The following is a 15,828-nucleotide window of genomic DNA, read 5'->3' as shown; positions in this document are numbered from 1 at the left end:
ACAGGCCGAAGGCCGTCTGGTTTTTGTACATTACTTGAAAGTTTCTTTTACGAACGCGACAACTTCTTCTGTCGTGCCCATAGATAAGATTTTCTCTTTGAATGACTCAGCTTCTTGTTTAGACAATTTGCTGATTTGTGTTCTTGCCGGAAGGATAGACGTTGCGCTCATTGAGAACTCATCTAAGCCTAAGCCGAGAAGGATCGGAATCGCAATCTCGTCTCCTGCCATTTCTCCGCACATGCCAACCCATTTTCCTTCTTTATGTGCCGCTTCAATTACAAGTGTAATCAGGCGAAGGATTGCCGGGTTGTATGGCTGATACAGGTAAGATACACGTTCATTCATACGGTCAGCTGCCATTGTGTATTGGATCAAATCGTTTGTTCCGATACTGAAGAAATCAACCTCTTTAGCAAACTGATCAGCGATGACTGCAGTTGACGGAATTTCAACCATCATACCGACTTCAATATCATCAGATACAGCCTGTCCCGCTTTTACGAGCTTTTCTTTCTCTTCAAGAAGGATCGCTTTTGCTTCTTTGAATTCGTTAACTGTCGCAATCATAGGGAACATGATTTTCAAGTTTCCGTATGTACTTGCACGAAGCAGCGCGCGAAGCTGTGTTCTGAAGATTTCTTGCTCTTCCAGGCAAAGGCGAATCGCTCTGTATCCCAAGAACGGGTTCATTTCTTTAGGAAGCTGCAGGTAAGGAAGCTCTTTGTCTCCGCCGATATCAAGTGTCCGCACGACAACTGATTTTCCTTCCATACGCTCAAGAACCGTTTTGTAAGCATCAAACTGCTCATCTTCTGTAGGCAACTGATCTCTTCCCATGTAAAGGAATTCTGTACGGTAAAGGCCAACTGCTTCTCCGCCGTTTTCAAGAACGCCTTTTACATCATCAGGAGTACCGATGTTCGCTGCGAGCTCTACATGATGTCCGTCTTTTGAGACAGTCGGTTCATTGACAAGCTTCGCCCACTCAGCCTTTTGAGCCAAATAAGCATTATGTTTTTCTTCATACTCTTTTACAGTTTCAGCAGATGGGTCAATAATGACATCACCATTGATACCGTCAACGATAACAGTCACGCCGTTTTGGATCGTGCCTGTAGCCGCTTTCGTTCCAACAACTGCTGGAATCTCAAGAGAACGCGCCATGATAGCCGAGTGAGATGTACGTCCGCCGATATCAGTTGTGAATCCTTTTACGAACTCACGGTTTAATTGAGCTGTGTCAGACGGTGTTAAGTCTTCAGCTACAATAATAACCTCTTCTGAGATCATGCTTGGGTTTGGAATTTCGACGCCAAGCAGGTGGCCAGTTACGCGTTTTGTTACATCGCGGATATCTGCCGCACGCTCTTTCATATATTCGTTGTCCATAGACTCAAACATGGTAACGAACATAGAAGACGTTTCTTTTAAAGCGAATTCAGCATTCACTGAATCAGTGCTGATTTTTTCTTTCACAGGGTTCAGAAGCTCAGGGTCACTGAGAACTAAAAGGTGAGCAGAAAAAATATCAGCTTTATCCTGACCCAGTTCCTTCAAAGCGTGCTCTTTGATTTTTTCGAGCTCTTCTTTTGAACGTGCAATCGCTTCATCAAAACGGCTTACTTCCGCTTCAGAATCAGAGATGCTTTTCTTTTCAACCGTTAAATCTGGCTCTTCAAGCCGGTACGCTTTTGCAATCGCGATGCCGGCTGAAGCGCCAATCCCTTTTAACTCTTGCATTACTCGCCGAGTCCTTCGCTTTTCATTGTTTCTTCTAAAGCGTTAAGAGCATCGTTTTCGTCAGCTCCACTAGCAGAGATTGTGATCTCAGCGCCTTTAGCGATACCTAGAGACATAACACCCATAATAGATTTAAGGTTAACTGTTTTGCCGTTATATTCTAAATTAACGTCAGCGTCGTATTTGCTAGCAGTTTGTACAAGAACTGTCGCAGGACGAGCGTGGATTCCAGAATCTGCAGTTACTTTAAATGTTTTTTGTGCCATTTTTATCATTCTCCTTTTAACTTAAAGCTATATTACTTCACAATATTATATCATACAACCGTACTTGTCATCTGACAAGCACGGCGTACTAACACCCTTATTTTTCAATCTTCACAATTTCTTCTTGTTCTCTGCTGACTGAACCGCTTGCTGTAATGCTGACTGTTTCTCCGTCAGCAAGGTTTGTAAATACAATCGGTGTCATAAGAGATGGTACATTCGGTTTGACTGCGTCCAGATCAACTTCAAGAAGTTTTTGTCCAGGCTCAACGCGGTCTCCTTCTGATACGAAAGACGTAAATCCTTCGCCCTTCAGGCTGACAGTATCAATACCAAAGTGGATCAAAATTTCTCTTCCGCCGTCTGATTGCAGGCCGATCGCATGTTTTGTCGGGAACACATTTAGAATTTTTCCTCGAACCGGTGATACGACAATTCCTTCAGAAGGGAGAATCGCAAAACCGTCACCCATCATTTTTCCTGAGAAGACTTGGTCAGGAACATCTGTAATCGGGTGAATTTCCCCGGCAATCGGAGAAACGAACACTTCCTCGCCGATTTCATTTTGCAGCGGTTCTGCAATCACTTCCTCCACCTGCTGGCCTACTTCCTCTTGAGCAGATGTTTTCGGTTCAGGTCTAGGCTTGCGTCCCGCAATAATGTCTTGCATTTGTGTTTTTAACCCGTCAGAACGCGGTCCGAAAATAGCCTGAATATTGTTGCCGACTTCCAGCACTCCAGAAGCACCAAGCTGTTTCAGACGGTCTTTATCAACCTTTTTCTGATCGTTTACAGTCACACGGAGACGAGTGATACAAGCATCAAGGTGTTTGATGTTTTCCTGGTCACCCATTGCCTGCAGGATCTCATAAGGAAGATCTCCTGCTTCACCTGTTTTCCCAGTTGCTGCTGTTTCTTCCGTAGCATCCTCACGTCCAGGTGTTTTCAGATTGAATTTGCGGATGGCAAATCGGAATCCGAAGTAGTAAATGACCGCTAACCCTAAGCCGACAGGAATGACAAGCCACCATGCCGTCCGGTTCGGCAAAATACCGAATAGGAAGTAGTCAATTAAACCGCCGGAGAATGTCATACCAATCTTAACATTCAACAGTTGCATGACCATGAATGAAAGCCCCGCAAACACACAGTGAATCGCAAACAGGACTGGTGCAACGAATAAGAATGAAAATTCCAATGGCTCTGTAATCCCTGTTAAGAAGGATGTCAAGGCTGCTGAACCCATAATACCTGCAACGAGTTTTTTGTTTTGCGGCTTTGCTTCATGATAAATGGCAAGCGCCGCAGCAGGCAGACCGAACATCATAAACGGATATTTACCTGTCATGAACGTACCTGCTGTTAACTGTACGCCGTCTTTAATCTGCGCCATAAAGATACGCTGATCCCCGCGGATGATTTCTCCTGCTGCACTCTTATAGCTGAAGAATTCGTACCAGAACGGTGAATAGAAAATGTGGTGCAATCCGAATGGAATAAGCGAACGCTCAATCACCCCGAAGATAAATGCAGCAAGGGTTGGATTCGCTTCCACTAATCCTGTTGAAAAGGCATTCAATCCATGCTGGATCGGAGGCCAGATCACTAACATAATAAGACCCAGAATCAGTGCAGAAATTGACGTAACAATTGGAACGAAACGTTTACCCGCAAAGAAACCAAGGTATTGCGGAAGTTCAATTGTGTAAAATTTGTTAAACAATAGTGCAGCTAACACACCGACGATAATACCGCCGAACACACCTGTCGCCAAGGTAGGTATACCAAGCATGTTTACATATGCAGGATGGTTTTCCGTGAAGAACTTGGCTCTTTCAATTGAATCGGAAGGAATGGTTCCGTTTGCAACAAGAACCGCACTCATGGATACGTTCATTACCAGATAACCGATAATCGCCGCGATCCCTGCAACTCCATCACCGTTGGCAAGCCCGATGGCTACACCGACTGCGAATAGAAGCGGAAGGTTATCGAAAACAATTTGCCCAGCGCTTTCCATAACACTCGCTACGAGCTGAACATTGTCATTGCTCAAGAAATGCAGGACCTGAATCATGTCCTTATTTTGCATCGCATTCCCAATCGCAAGCAAAATACCCGCAGCCGGAAGGATCGCAACTGGAAGCATAAGCGCACGCCCAATTTTTTGAAGAACGCCGAATAATGCTTTAAACATAAGAATTGACCTCCTCTTTTTACTAGTCTGACCTTACAGCTAAAAATCATGACAACGAATTCACAGGCGTAAGTCTTCCAGTTTAACCGTTTACATTTGCCCTTTTACACAACAAAAAGGGCATGAGCAAAATTGGGTGCGCAAAAGAACGAGAATAACTTCCCGTTTTTTTCCCCTCAATCACTCATGCCTGATCGGATCAGTAACACGTTATAAGGTTAAACTGAATTTATGAAATTTTATTGGTTAATCGGTACAGATGAAGCGTTAGGTAAACCGCTTCCGCCTCATGAACTGGTTTCTTCAATGTTTGCTGCAAGATTTTAATCAATTTCCAAGCTGTATTGTAGCATAGCGGATATTCATTTTTCAATAAGAACATTAATTTTTCTGGTTCTTTAGTCGGTTCTTCTTTTTTAATTCTTTCTATTGTAAATCTGATATGCCTGATCAGCCGCAAATAGTTGACACTTTCCTTATTTACTTTCATTTGAAATGAGTCTTCAATCACTTCGACAAGCTGCGCCATGAGCTGCGAGTGCTGATTGACCTCAGACAACGGGCGGTTTGTCAACGCTGAATGGATATGCAGAGCGATAAAACCAATCTCCCCTTCAGGAAGGCAGATTCCCGCTTTTTCATTGATCATCTCTATGACTTCTTTAGCTATTTGGTACTCCTCAGGGTATAGTGACTGAGTCTCCATTAAAAATGGATTCTTCATATCAAATCCCTGCTGCTGCCTTTTGATCGCAAATGCGATATGGTCTGTCAGCGCAATATGAATATGTTCATTTAATGAGTGATTAGTCCTATTGCTGATGTGATAGATGACATCGTTCGAAATATCAACGAGCTTTTCATCAACATAGTCAAGGAGCTTTTTAAACTGCTTTTGTTCCTTCTCGTCTTTTAAAATGAACATTTTATCGTAGCCTTTATCTTCAATGACATCATCTTGTTTTTTTCCGAAACCAATACCTTTTCCGATTAAAACGACTTCGCTGTATTTATGATGAGAAGCAATTAATACATTATTATTCAGTACCTTTTTCACTGTGAAGGACCCATTCACGATCCTCAGCTCCTTTGTCATTCAATACCTCATATCGTACATAACGAACGGAATGCACGTCAAACCTTTTTTCGATGCTTTCACTAAACAGTCGATCTTTCGATGAGTTGGTAATCCAAAACCTTCCTTTCAATCGGCTGACCTTGAATTCTTTTTTCCAGCATGGCAAATGCCTGTTTTCCCATTTCCTTTGTTTGAATATCGATCGTTGTGATTCCAAGCGCTTGGCTGATTTCGTGGTTATCAACACTTAAGATCGCAAGCTCATCCGGTACTGATACCCGCTGATTCTTTGCTTCAAGAAAAAGTCCTGCTGAAACTTGGTCATTGGCAACAAAAATAGCCGTCGGCTTTTCCTTCCACGTTTTCCATTTATGAAAAAGCGCCTTCCCATCATTGATTGTAATCGCTTTCTCAACTACCCAGTCTTCACGAAATGCCTCCCCGATCTCTTCCAATGCTTCTTTATAGGCTTTGATTCGAAAATGGCTGTTCATGCCTTTTTTTCTTGCCAAACAGATCGCTATTTTTTTGTGCCCTTTGGCAATTAAATAGTCCAAGCCGTTCCGGAATGCTTCTTGGTGTGGAATGCTGATGGTTGGGAAACGGCCAATATCTGAATTCTGGCATAGCAATATCGGGCCCTCCCATTCCATGAGTTTCTCATCAGCAAGTGCCTTTGAACAAAAAATCAGGCCGTCAACCTGTCGCTGTTTTAATTGAGACAGCGCAAAGATTTCTTTTTGGACCTCATAGTTTGTTTGAAATAAAGAGAGGTGAATCCCGGATTCCACGGCTGCGTCAGCTATTCCTGCAATCAGCTCTGCAAAATATGGCAGGCTAACCGTCGGCAAGACAACACCAATCATGTTTGAAAATCCTTTCGACAAATGGACAGCGTGAATATTTCTCGTGTACTCCAATGCCTCCATCGCTTCAAGCACTCTTTTTCTTTTGTCTTCACTAACGTACGGATGATTGTTTATCACCCGGGAAACCGTTGTAACGGAGACACCGGCTTTTTCTGCAATGTCTTTAATATTAGCCATAGATTCCCTTCTTTCTAAATCCCTTGATCTGGAATGCGTTTCATACAATATGATAGGAACGTACCAGACATATTTTATGTTTTTTGCTGAAAGGAGAAGATCACATGGGTTTTTTCATTTTAATTGGATTATGTCTCACTGTTCTCGGCGGCAGCTGTCTTGCTGTAAAACCTCTCAACCAAAAACATGAAATTAAACCATTTCGAACTTTTGATGATTTTTTTATTTAATGCAGATAAAAAAGGACGATGTCTCGAACAAAGTCCTTTTTTACTTCCTGTTACGGCAGTATGATTAATTCCTTCGGATATTGTGTCAGGGCAACTGCCCCGTCCTTAGTTACATGAACGTCATCCTCAATGCGCACGCCGCCGATTTCAGGCACATAAATTCCCGGTTCGATCGTGTAGACCATGCCTTCCTGCAGAAGCGTATCGTTAGCCTGACTCATTGATGGGTACTCATGGACAGAAATTCCGAGTCCGTGTCCAAGCCGGTGAGGAAAATAGTCACCGTATCCCGCTTTTTCGATGACTCCGCGGGCTGTCAAATCCAGATCTCCGATTCTGACACCGGGTTTGCTTGCCTCAATCGCGGCTTTTTCCGCTTGAAGCACAGTCTCGTAAATCGCCTCCTGCTTCGGGTTGATGGTTTTGTATGCAAACGTTCTTGTAATATCAGAGCAATAGCCGTCAAGAATAACACCGAGATCAAATAAAACAAAATCACCTTTCTTTAACGTGGCTGTACCAGGATTTCCGTGAGGCTGGCCTGATTTTTCTCCGAACAAAACCATTGTCGAAAAAGACATGCCTTGAATTCCTTTTTTCTTCAGCTCATACTCAATTTGAGCGAGCACTTCCACTTCACTAATGCCTTCACGCAAAGCGGCTGTACCGACTTCAACACCGTAATCCGCAAGCTTTGCCGCCTCTTTCAGCAAACGAACTTCATTGTCGTCTTTAATCAGGCGAAATTGGTTGAGTGTTTCTTCTGCTGAAACAAATTGAGCCCCGCCCGTCGAATGCTTCAGCTGTTCAGCGCGTGATAGCGAGATGGAATCCTTTTCTACCGCAAGCGTATGTATGCTGATATTTCGCTTTTTCAAGGCTTTCTCTATCAGCTCCCACGGATTTTCGTGATCAGCATAGCCAATGATTTCATAATTCCAGCCTGCGTTGCGGGCCTGTCCTGCTTCCATTCCTGGACAAATAAAGAAAGGCTCCTCTTCTTGAAAAATAAATAACCCCATTAATCTTTCATGCGGCTCTGTGTAAAAATCGGTTAAGTAAAAAACATTTTCTTTCGTATGAATAAATGCGGCAGTATGCCCCGCTTCCTTCAGCCATGAAGAGACGCGTTGTATTCTATTCACTTCTTGTTCCTCCCCGCCATTTGCAATGCATTGTTCTACCCTTCATTGTATCAGGTTTTGCAGATGTTTGCCTTTCACAAAGCCTTCATTTTCCGATGCATGTTATTTCCTGCTCCGCTTCCTGTATACTGACAGTAACGTTCAATCGCAGGGGGTTGTTCCGTTTGCTGATGAATTTTTTCAGGCGAAAAGCAGTTATGCTCTTAACGATTTTGGGAATTTCCGCTCCTTTTATCGGAATGAAGATGGTGGGCTTTTATTATTACAGCTCAATTATAGGCTGTGCAGCGGGTTTTCTTTGCTGCATTCTCGCTCTCATCCTGGTTACGAAAAGATCTGCCAAAGACAAAAATGAAGGGAAATCTTGATACATAAAAAACCAGCAGCCTGATGGGGCTGCTGGTTTTATTTTAGGAGTCTTAATCCGTTTAGTATGACCAAAATCGTACTTCCCTCATGACCAATCACGCCAAATGGCAATTCCATCACCTGCAAAAAGTTTGCACAAATCAGCAGACAGATCACAGCTAGAGAAAACACGATATTTTGTTTAATGATCTTGTTCATTTTCCGTGACAAGCGGCACATGTTTACGAGCTTTTTCAAGTCGTTTTTCATGAGGACCATATCAGCGGTCTCAAGTGCTACATCTGTTCCGCCGCCCATCGCAATGCCGACATCCGCCGCTTTGAGCGCCGGCGCATCATTGATTCCGTCACCAACCATTGCTATCGTTCCGAATTCTTCTTTTAAACGTTTGATTTCATTCACTTTTTGGTCAGGCAGGCATTCTGCCGCAACAGTTGTCATGCCGGCTTCCTTGGCAATCGCTTGAGCCGTGTCCTCGTGATCTCCTGTAAGCATGGCCGTTTTAATCCCAAGTCGGTTCAGTTCTTCCATGACCTCTTTTGCTTCAGGCCTGATTTGGTCCTTCAGTGTAATACAGCCCGCTATTTGATCATCCTTTTTCACAAATACAATCGTATGGCCGCTTTGAATGATATCTGATGCTGTCTGTTTCATAAATTGTGCTGCCATTTCCTCGCCGATAAAACCTGCTTTACCGACCTTCCATTTCGCGCCCGACACTTCTGCCATAACGCCAAACCCTGATGTTTCTTCTATAGATATGTAGCCGGACTGATTCACGCCGCGGCTTTCAGCGTACGCCGTTATGGCTTGGGCAAGCGGATGGCTTGATTGCGTTTCGATGGCATAGACAGCCTCAAGAACTTCCGCTTCATTGAACCCTTCTGCTATTCTGATCGTCTCAACGGCCGGCTGGCCTTTTGTTACAGTACCAGTTTTATCAAAGGCGATCATTTGCACAGAGCCCAGCTGTTCAAGAAAGACGCTTCCTTTCACAAGCATACCGTTACGGGCGCCATTTGAAATCAGGGACAACGCCGCCGGCATAATAGAGGCGACAAGCGCACAAGGTGACGCGACAACCATAAACACCATTGCGCGGTAGAAGGTTTCACTCCAGCTCCAGCCCAACGCAAAGTGCGGGATGAATAACAGGAGCCCCACCGCAATTAACACACCTTTCACATAAGCATTTTCAAATCGTTCGATGAAAGCCTGTGCGGGTGATACACTGTTTTGCGCTGATTCAACCAGTTTGATAATTTTTCTGAATAACGAATCTTCATTTGCTTTCGTGACACGAACAGTCAAGGATCCATTGCGATTCACCGTCCCTGTGAATACAGCGTCGCCTGTGTTTTTTTCTACAGGCATTGATTCACCTGTTAATGCCGACTCGTCAAGGCTTGTCGAGCCCGATTCAATGATACCGTCTGCTGCTACTCGTTCTCCAGGTTTGATCACAATCATATCACCGGCCTGCAAGTCTGAAACCGGAACTCTTTTGGTTTCATCATCGATCAGCAATGTTGCTTCTTCAGGTTCAAGCTGCATTAAAGACGTTAAATCTCTGCTGCTTTTATTCATTGTGTATGTTTCTAAAGCTCCGCTTAAGGAAAAAATAAATATTAAAATAGCGCCCTCTGCCCAGTATCCAATCAAGGCGGAGCCAATAGCAGCGAAAATCATTAAAAGTTCTACATTCAGCGTTTTGGATTCGAGCGTTTCTTCGATTCCTTCCTTTGCTTTAGCGAATCCGCCGATCACAAAAGCCAACAAGAAAAGTGTTACAGATAATACTTGATGGCCGGATAAGAGCCAGCCAGCCAAGATAAGGGCGCCTGATACAAGTGCTGCAATAAGCTCTGCGTGCTGCGCCCAGTTTTTTTCTCTCTTGTCTGTTTTCAATGGCTCGTGCGGATCGCGTTGAACGATAACTTGTTCATTCATATCGAATTCTCCTCTCTAATTGAGAACGTAAATCATCTTCATTTCTCTTATAAAAAACAAAATCGCCGCCCAAAAGGCAGCTTTATCGTCAGTTATTTTTTGATGTCTTCCTTTATTATAGCACGTAAGAATAGAATTTCAATTATAATTATTTTAATTTCTTTTTGATAATAATTATCATTAACATTCTCAATTCTTCCCTTAATGAAAAAAGCTGAGAGTCTATGCTCTCAGCTATTCTTCCGTCCATTCCTTCAGTTGTTCCGCCGTCATCGGGCCAATTCTTGTTTTTTCAATTTCTCCCTTTTCATTCAGCAAAAATGATGTTGGGATCGTGATGATATGATACTCCTTCATCAATTCCCCTTTTGAGTCAAGGACAATCGGAAACGTCAGCTTGTTTGCTTTAATAAAGTCTTCAACGGCTTGCTGATTTTGTTCCGAATTCACTAAATTCACCGTGACCAGCTTTACGCTGTCGGATGGATGGGCATCATAAAACGACTGAAACTGTGGAAGCTCCTTTTTGCAAGGCGGACACCATGATGTCCAAAAATGGAGAATTGTTTTTTGCCCTTTATTCGGAATCGAGATGTCCTCCCCTTCTATCGTTTTCATAAGAAAAACAGCGGGAACAGCAGGCTGTTTTCCCTCGGCTTGTGCCGAACCTGGAAACCATGCAATCAACCCTAATAACACAATGTATATAGTAAGCAAGCGCTTCGTCAACATGGAATCTTCCTTTCATGCTTTTCAATTAGCTTGCCCCTGCTATTCCTTTATCATCCTTCAATTCGCGGCGCTCTGTTCCCGCCCGTAAGCAATACAGATACTTGCAGTGCTTTGCAGATCGTGGCATAGTGCAGGCTCGTCAAAAGAATCATGCCAGTGTTCATCCCGAGGATAATCCCGAGCATTTGCAGATTCTCCATTGACCCCAGTACATACATCATACTCAGCGCAACGATATGGCTCCACACATTGTGATAAAAAGCCTCTTTCACAAAGCCCATTCCGATTAAGCACGCCTGCAGCGGCATGACAAACAGATGAAAGAGAAAGTAAGGCCACAACAGCTGCAAGTAATACTGCGCTTCAGGAGAGTGAAAAAACAAATGTGTGAGAGGTCCCGCAAACTGGAACATGATCCAGACAGCCGGTATACCGTAACCTAATGTAATGAAAATCGACTGCTTCAGCCTTTTTAACACGATGTCATACTGTGAAAGTGCATAAGCTTCCGAAATACTTGGTATCATGACAACCATTAACGAATGGGCAATAAATGCAGGGAACGAACCTATCGTCACAGCCACTCCAGCCAGCATTCCGTATTGATCGATCGCCGCTGTCCCGGCAACGCCCGCAGCCAAAAGCGCTCCTTTCACTAAAAAGGGTTCAATTGCGTTGACAACAGCATGAAAAATGCGCAATCCTGTAGTAGGAATTGAAACGGCAAGCAGCCTTTTTCTTACATCCTTTCCGCGCAAATGAATGTGCTGCTGGCCGGATACCGCACGCCTTGCCATAATAAATTGTGAATATAAATAAACAAGCACGACCACATCACTCACAACTAAAACAAACAAGGAAATCAGCACAGCCATGTCCAATTCAAATGAGTACCATTGAAAAAAGATGAATAAGCACAAGAGCTGGATGATTTTTTTCAGCACATTGGCAATTGCGATTTTCCCCATTTTCTGCACACCCATAAAGTAGCCTCTGGCGATCGAAGTAAAGGCGACAACAGGAATTAAGCCGATGACAATCCCTTTAATAAACGGGTGGTATGTATCAAATACCGGAATAAACGGAAGCGCAATACTAGCGGCGGCAGTAGAAAAAGCGGTGAAAATGGCTGTCATTCTAAAAGCGTGCCTTAGCATGCTTTCATGAAGCTTAGGATTTGACTCGGCAATGAATTTAGAAATGGATATCGGCAGTTCCAGGCTCGCGATGACAATAATTAAAAAGATCGTGGGCAAAATACTCATGTAAAGCCCCATCCCATGCTCGCCAAGCTCTCGTGCCAAAATCATATTTACGACAAATTCAAGGCATTCAGCGAAAAAGGCGGCAATGGATAGAAGAATGATCCCTTTCACAAATCGATTCATGATGTCTCTCCTTGTCTCTTGTACTACCAACATCATATGAGACAAGTTCAAAAATTATTTTATTTTTACTCTTTATATGAAAAAAAGCACAGTTGAGACCTATTGTCTCCTCTATGCTTAAACGGCAAAAACGTGTCTGCCGATTTTTTCGACGATTTTTCTTGAACGAATCCAATTATCTGACGCTGTTTTCGGATTATAAAAGAAGATGGCATCTGTTTCTCTATTTTTTGAGGACAGTGCTTCTTCGGCAGCTTCAATCGATTCTTTGTCAGGCTTTTGATTAATGCTGCCGTTTGCGACCGGTTCAAAGGCGTTTTTCTGATAGATAACTCCTCTAATCGTATCAGGAAAACCTTTTTTCTCCGTTCTGTTCAGTACAACGCTTGCTACAGCGACTTTGCCTTTATATGATTCTCCTTTGGCCTCTGCGTGAACGAGACGGGACAGCAACTCTTTTTCAGACTGTGTATATGTTTCTTTCTCATCATTTGTTTTGTCCGGTTTATCTTTCTCTTTCTTTTCAGTGTGTGCTGATAGCTTAATCGGTTTTATTTTCTTGTCCTTATCAGCAGACAGTGAAGGGAAGGATTCATTCGTATTTCGATCTATATGTGTAAGCCATTTCGCTTCTTCATGTTTTGTCTTCTTTGCGCTCAGTAGTGAAGCTTGTGTATGCTCAATTTTGGCTGCAGGCATGAAACAAAGAAGAAAAACAGCCAGAGCAGTGAATTTCGTTGTCATACAATTTCCTCCTTAAAGTGCTCAAAAAAACACTTCATTACCTTAACAAGAGATCCATTCATTTTCACGGAAAAAGATTTTCCAACTCTCCCAAGGAGGCATCAGGATGGAATAAAGAGGATGACTCACTGCTTACTGGCAGAAAAACAGCCTGAAATTATATAAATATTGTCAAATTGATACATGTTTATCCATTTATAACACTTTACATTTTATTTACATCTGTTACAGACAGACGTAATAAAAGGCTTGTATTCTGTCATATATGATAAAAAGGCTTCTCACATATGAGAAACCTTCAGCTTCTTGGCTGTTCTAAGTATTGAAATATGACATCTCCGCCTTGCTGGGCAATTCCTCGGAAATGTTTAAAATCATCTTGTTTAGATAACACAGCCCTGAAATCAAGGAAATGCTCTTTTTGGACTCTCAGTTCGTTTATGGCGCCGGTGCGCAGCTGTTCAATCATTTCTGTGATCTCTTCGGGATGCAACGAAAATTCCCCCTTTTCTTTCTATTGACGAAAATCAATATATCATCTTTAATGCGACAGGACAATTCATAAGGGAGATAAAACTCCTTATCGCTTTACTTCTCAATGAAAATACTGCAAAATACTTTCAAAAGGCATTATTATGTTTAAAGGAGAGGAAGCTTGTGAAAATCGCTAAGGTTGGGAATGTCATTGAATTTAAAAACGGATTAACCGGTGTTGTTGAAAAAGTAAATGAGAATTCTGTTATCGTTGATGTAACCATCATGGATAACTATCGGGATCTTGAATTAGATTCATTGACAGTTGTTAATCATAAAAATTATAAGATCATCAGAGACTCCTATTAAAACCTCCTTATTTCCACATTGATTCAAAAAAACTGCAAGACGGACAATTAAACACCTTACATATGAAATTCGCTTTCTCAAAAGCTGCCGGCCGGCAGCTTTTTTACATAAAAAACACCGATTTATGAATCGGCGTTTTGGTCTATTTCCGTTATTTCTATATAGAACTCGCTGACGGCCCCTGGTTCGTACAGGTTGGTCAATGACGTTGAATAATTTGTCATTTCACCCCGGAAAGCAAGATCTCGTTCCGGAACCTCGACATTAAACGTTTTTTCATACAACAGGACGGCGATATCATGGTAAGTCTCACTCGTAACGTTTAGGGTACATGCAATTTTGCGCTTCGGCTCGTTTTCTTCTTGATATGCTGCTATTTCTAATGTTACATTGTTTAATCGCAGTGTCTTCACTTCTTATCAGCTCCTTTACGGTTCATGCATCTTAGCATACCTTAACGAACGTTCACAATAAATCTGTTCTGATCGTTATGTTCACCATTTCTTTAGAAAAGACACCTTTACAAACATATGTTCGTTAAATTATAATAAAACAGACGAGCTGCCATCCAGCATCCCGTCTTTTCATTAGAAAGCGGCGAGTGGAATTCCCCCCGGATTCGCTCGTCTTTTTTATATAATCAGGATGTGTAGAACGGGTAACTAAGAAGCTTTAAAAAACAAAAATAGACGTAGTGTTACCCACGTCTATGTAAGGACATCTTTGTACCATTAACGATTATCAATCGTCTCCGGATACAAATCATGGTTCATCATACGGTATTCGGCCATTTTTTCATACTTCGTGCCAGGTTTTCCGTAGTTGGTGTACGGATCAATGGAAATTCCGCCTCTTGGCGTGAATTTGCCCCATACTTCGATGTAGCGCGGGTCCATTAACTCAATCAAGTCATTCATGATGATGTTCATGCAGTCTTCGTGGATATATGGGGCTTAAATTCCGCGTCAATCCTACGGTCACACTGCGGTCACACTGCGGTCACACTGCGGTCACACTCCGCAATCAAACGATCTCGCTTTTCGACTACTCAGCGCTGCAGAAGGCAAGACGTGACTATACGATCCGAGCGTCGTTTTAATATTCGCGTGACCCAACCGTTCTTATACTAACGAGATATGTCACGTGAATGTGGCGTAGTCCCTTTAACGGTATTTTCGGTAAGCCTAAACCATCGCGGGTTACGTTAAATGAACTCCGGAAATTATTCGGATGCACCCAGCTTCCGTTTTTCGTACATACGACCAGGTCGTTGTCGTCGTATTTATCACCGAGCACGATCCGCTCATGATCGATTATCCCTTATGCGCAATAAGTGATACCACCTAACGATCCGGCAAATTAACGGTACAAAACGCGTTTATCGTCTTGGCTTCCGAAACCAGTCCGTAATTAGCTTTATCGGCTATCTTCGAAAGGGTTTGGCGAATCGTTAGGATCTTCCGCTCGAAATAAATCGACGTCTGACCACCCAAGCCCCAAGATCTCGTCGCAACGCACGGTAAGAACTGATATTTCCATTCCGAAAATGTTAACTGAAAGAGAAAAACAAGTATGACTATTCTTTAAGGAGAGGGATCTATCGGTTAGAGTGTTTGAAGCCAATAATATATGAAGCATACGCGACAATAGCAGACAAAGGTACGCATGTAGCTCGCGGTTTAGAAAAATGGTCCACGTTATCTGAGGCAAGTGAAGGTATAACACAAAAGTAAAGACGCCAGCGTGGCGTCTTAAGATTTTTCTTCTGCGTCCACAGAAGAGCTTCCTATTTTGTCACTAACAGGATCATATAGACCATCAAACTCTTTTGTTTTATCGCCATTAAGATATCCCTCAACGGTAATTCCACCAGTTGGATCAATAAAATATTCCTCGGAATAAGAAATTTTCTCTATACCCTTGTATTCACTATGAAGGTATTCAGTCATTTTACTTTTAGCTTTTTCAAAAAGAGCACTTTCTTCCTTTTTCACATCATATTGATGCTTCATAATCAGTCCCCCAACAGTTATAATTAACAATAGTAGAATAATAAGGTATTTTTTCAAAAAAAGATCATCCCTTTCCCTTCATTAT

At 42.6% G+C, this 15,828-nt stretch carries 15 protein-coding genes and 1 pseudogene; 2 read left to right on the top strand and 14 right to left on the bottom strand.

The annotated features are described in order from the left end of the window. Positions 1-30: 30 nt before the first annotated feature. From ptsP to papB, 6 genes are all read right to left on the bottom strand, one after another. The gene (ptsP, locus tag JQX68_RS07920; protein ID WP_095431416.1) at positions 31-1,743 is read right to left on the bottom strand and encodes a phosphoenolpyruvate--protein phosphotransferase; all 1,713 of its coding nucleotides are present in this window, start codon (positions 1,741-1,743) and stop codon (positions 31-33) included. Next, positions 1,743-2,009, bottom strand: a complete 267-nt coding sequence (locus JQX68_RS07915; RefSeq protein WP_003154654.1) for a phosphocarrier protein HPr — start codon at positions 2,007-2,009, stop codon at positions 1,743-1,745. Before JQX68_RS07915 ends, ptsP begins: the two co-directional genes overlap by 1 nt. Before the next feature lie 97 nt (positions 2,010-2,106). Beyond that, entirely contained in the window at positions 2,107-4,206 is a 2,100-nt protein-coding gene (gene ptsG / locus JQX68_RS07910; protein WP_147771836.1) for a PTS glucose transporter subunit IIABC, read from the bottom strand. 229 nt (positions 4,207-4,435) lie between these two features. After that, the gene (gene glcT / locus JQX68_RS07905; protein WP_014663771.1) at positions 4,436-5,302 is read right to left on the bottom strand and encodes a glucose PTS transporter transcription antiterminator GlcT; all 867 of its coding nucleotides are present in this window, start codon (positions 5,300-5,302) and stop codon (positions 4,436-4,438) included. Positions 5,303-5,364: 62 nt separating this feature from the next. Continuing rightward, positions 5,365-6,330, bottom strand: a complete 966-nt coding sequence (locus JQX68_RS07900) for a LacI family DNA-binding transcriptional regulator (RefSeq protein ID WP_147771835.1) — start codon at positions 6,328-6,330, stop codon at positions 5,365-5,367. 280 nt (positions 6,331-6,610) lie between these two features. Then, the gene (papB, locus tag JQX68_RS07895; protein WP_147771834.1) at positions 6,611-7,705 is read right to left on the bottom strand and encodes a di/tri-peptidase; all 1,095 of its coding nucleotides are present in this window, start codon (positions 7,703-7,705) and stop codon (positions 6,611-6,613) included. A 164-nt stretch (positions 7,706-7,869) separates the two neighbouring features. Here papB and JQX68_RS07890 point away from each other — a divergent pair, with 164 nt between their 5' ends. After that, the gene (locus JQX68_RS07890) at positions 7,870-8,073 is read left to right on the top strand and encodes a hypothetical protein (protein WP_147771833.1); all 204 of its coding nucleotides are present in this window, start codon (positions 7,870-7,872) and stop codon (positions 8,071-8,073) included. Between the two features lie 37 nt (positions 8,074-8,110). Here JQX68_RS07890 and pfeT read toward each other — a convergent pair whose 3' ends face one another. The 5 genes from pfeT to JQX68_RS07865 form a co-directional block, all read right to left on the bottom strand. After that, positions 8,111-10,024, bottom strand: a complete 1,914-nt coding sequence (gene pfeT / locus JQX68_RS07885; protein ID WP_147771832.1) for a metal-transporting ATPase PfeT — start codon at positions 10,022-10,024, stop codon at positions 8,111-8,113. A gap of 234 nt (positions 10,025-10,258) precedes the next feature. Beyond that, positions 10,259-10,756: a sporulation thiol-disulfide oxidoreductase StoA gene (gene stoA / locus JQX68_RS07880; RefSeq protein ID WP_095431420.1), complete on the bottom strand. Its 498-nt coding sequence runs from the start codon at positions 10,754-10,756 to the stop codon at positions 10,259-10,261. 50 nt (positions 10,757-10,806) lie between these two features. Then, positions 10,807-12,144, bottom strand: a complete 1,338-nt coding sequence (ykvU, locus tag JQX68_RS07875) for a sporulation protein YkvU (RefSeq protein WP_014663764.1) — start codon at positions 12,142-12,144, stop codon at positions 10,807-10,809. A 117-nt stretch (positions 12,145-12,261) separates the two neighbouring features. Then, complete coding sequence (locus JQX68_RS07870; RefSeq protein ID WP_003232442.1) at positions 12,262-12,888, bottom strand: cell wall hydrolase; 627 nt, start codon at positions 12,886-12,888, stop codon at positions 12,262-12,264. 298 nt (positions 12,889-13,186) lie between these two features. Beyond that, positions 13,187-13,381 (bottom strand): hypothetical protein, encoded by a 195-nt coding sequence (locus tag JQX68_RS07865; protein ID WP_014663763.1) that lies wholly within the window; start codon positions 13,379-13,381, stop codon positions 13,187-13,189. A gap of 164 nt (positions 13,382-13,545) precedes the next feature. Between JQX68_RS07865 and JQX68_RS07860 the strand changes: the two genes are divergently transcribed. Further along, entirely contained in the window at positions 13,546-13,731 is a 186-nt protein-coding gene (locus JQX68_RS07860; RefSeq protein WP_003232446.1) for a YkvS family protein, read from the top strand. A gap of 122 nt (positions 13,732-13,853) precedes the next feature. Here JQX68_RS07860 and JQX68_RS07855 read toward each other — a convergent pair whose 3' ends face one another. The 3 genes and pseudogenes from JQX68_RS07855 to JQX68_RS07845 form a co-directional block, all read right to left on the bottom strand. Further along, the gene (locus JQX68_RS07855; RefSeq protein WP_014663762.1) at positions 13,854-14,144 is read right to left on the bottom strand and encodes a YkvR family protein; all 291 of its coding nucleotides are present in this window, start codon (positions 14,142-14,144) and stop codon (positions 13,854-13,856) included. Between the two features lie 318 nt (positions 14,145-14,462). Further along, positions 14,463-14,672 (bottom strand): annotated as a pseudogene (locus JQX68_RS07850) (tunnelling fold family protein); the annotation flags it as partial. Between the two features lie 810 nt (positions 14,673-15,482). Beyond that, positions 15,483-15,800, bottom strand: a complete 318-nt coding sequence (locus JQX68_RS07845; RefSeq protein ID WP_024716279.1) for a DUF1433 domain-containing protein — start codon at positions 15,798-15,800, stop codon at positions 15,483-15,485. Between the last annotated feature and the right edge of the window lie 28 nt (positions 15,801-15,828).

Origin of the sequence: Bacillus sp. LJBS06 (assembly GCF_016924995.1) — a bacterium.
Lineage (GTDB): Bacteria > Bacillota > Bacilli > Bacillales > Bacillaceae > Bacillus > Bacillus stercoris.
Note: the sequence above shows the minus strand (reverse complement) of the source record. Positions and strands in the feature narration are given on the sequence as shown.

Excerpts from the sequence above, each read along its gene's own strand:
- ykvU (WP_014663764.1), bottom strand. The coding sequence starts at position 12,144 with ATGAATCGATTTGTGAAAGGGATCATTCTTCTATCCATTGCCGCCTTT.
- ptsP (WP_095431416.1), bottom strand. The coding sequence starts at position 1,743 with ATGCAAGAGTTAAAAGGGATTGGCGCTTCAGCCGGCATCGCGATTGCA.
- stoA (WP_095431420.1), bottom strand. The coding sequence starts at position 10,756 with ATGTTGACGAAGCGCTTGCTTACTATATACATTGTGTTATTAGGGTTG.
- glcT (WP_014663771.1), bottom strand. The coding sequence starts at position 5,302 with ATGACAAAGGAGCTGAGGATCGTGAATGGGTCCTTCACAGTGAAAAAG.
- pfeT (WP_147771832.1), bottom strand. The coding sequence starts at position 10,024 with ATGAATGAACAAGTTATCGTTCAACGCGATCCGCACGAGCCATTGAAA.
- JQX68_RS07915 (WP_003154654.1), bottom strand. The coding sequence starts at position 2,009 with ATGGCACAAAAAACATTTAAAGTAACTGCAGATTCTGGAATCCACGCT.
- ptsG (WP_147771836.1), bottom strand. The coding sequence starts at position 4,206 with ATGTTTAAAGCATTATTCGGCGTTCTTCAAAAAATTGGGCGTGCGCTT.
- JQX68_RS07870 (WP_003232442.1), bottom strand. The coding sequence starts at position 12,888 with ATGACAACGAAATTCACTGCTCTGGCTGTTTTTCTTCTTTGTTTCATG.
- JQX68_RS07900 (WP_147771835.1), bottom strand. The coding sequence starts at position 6,330 with ATGGCTAATATTAAAGACATTGCAGAAAAAGCCGGTGTCTCCGTTACA.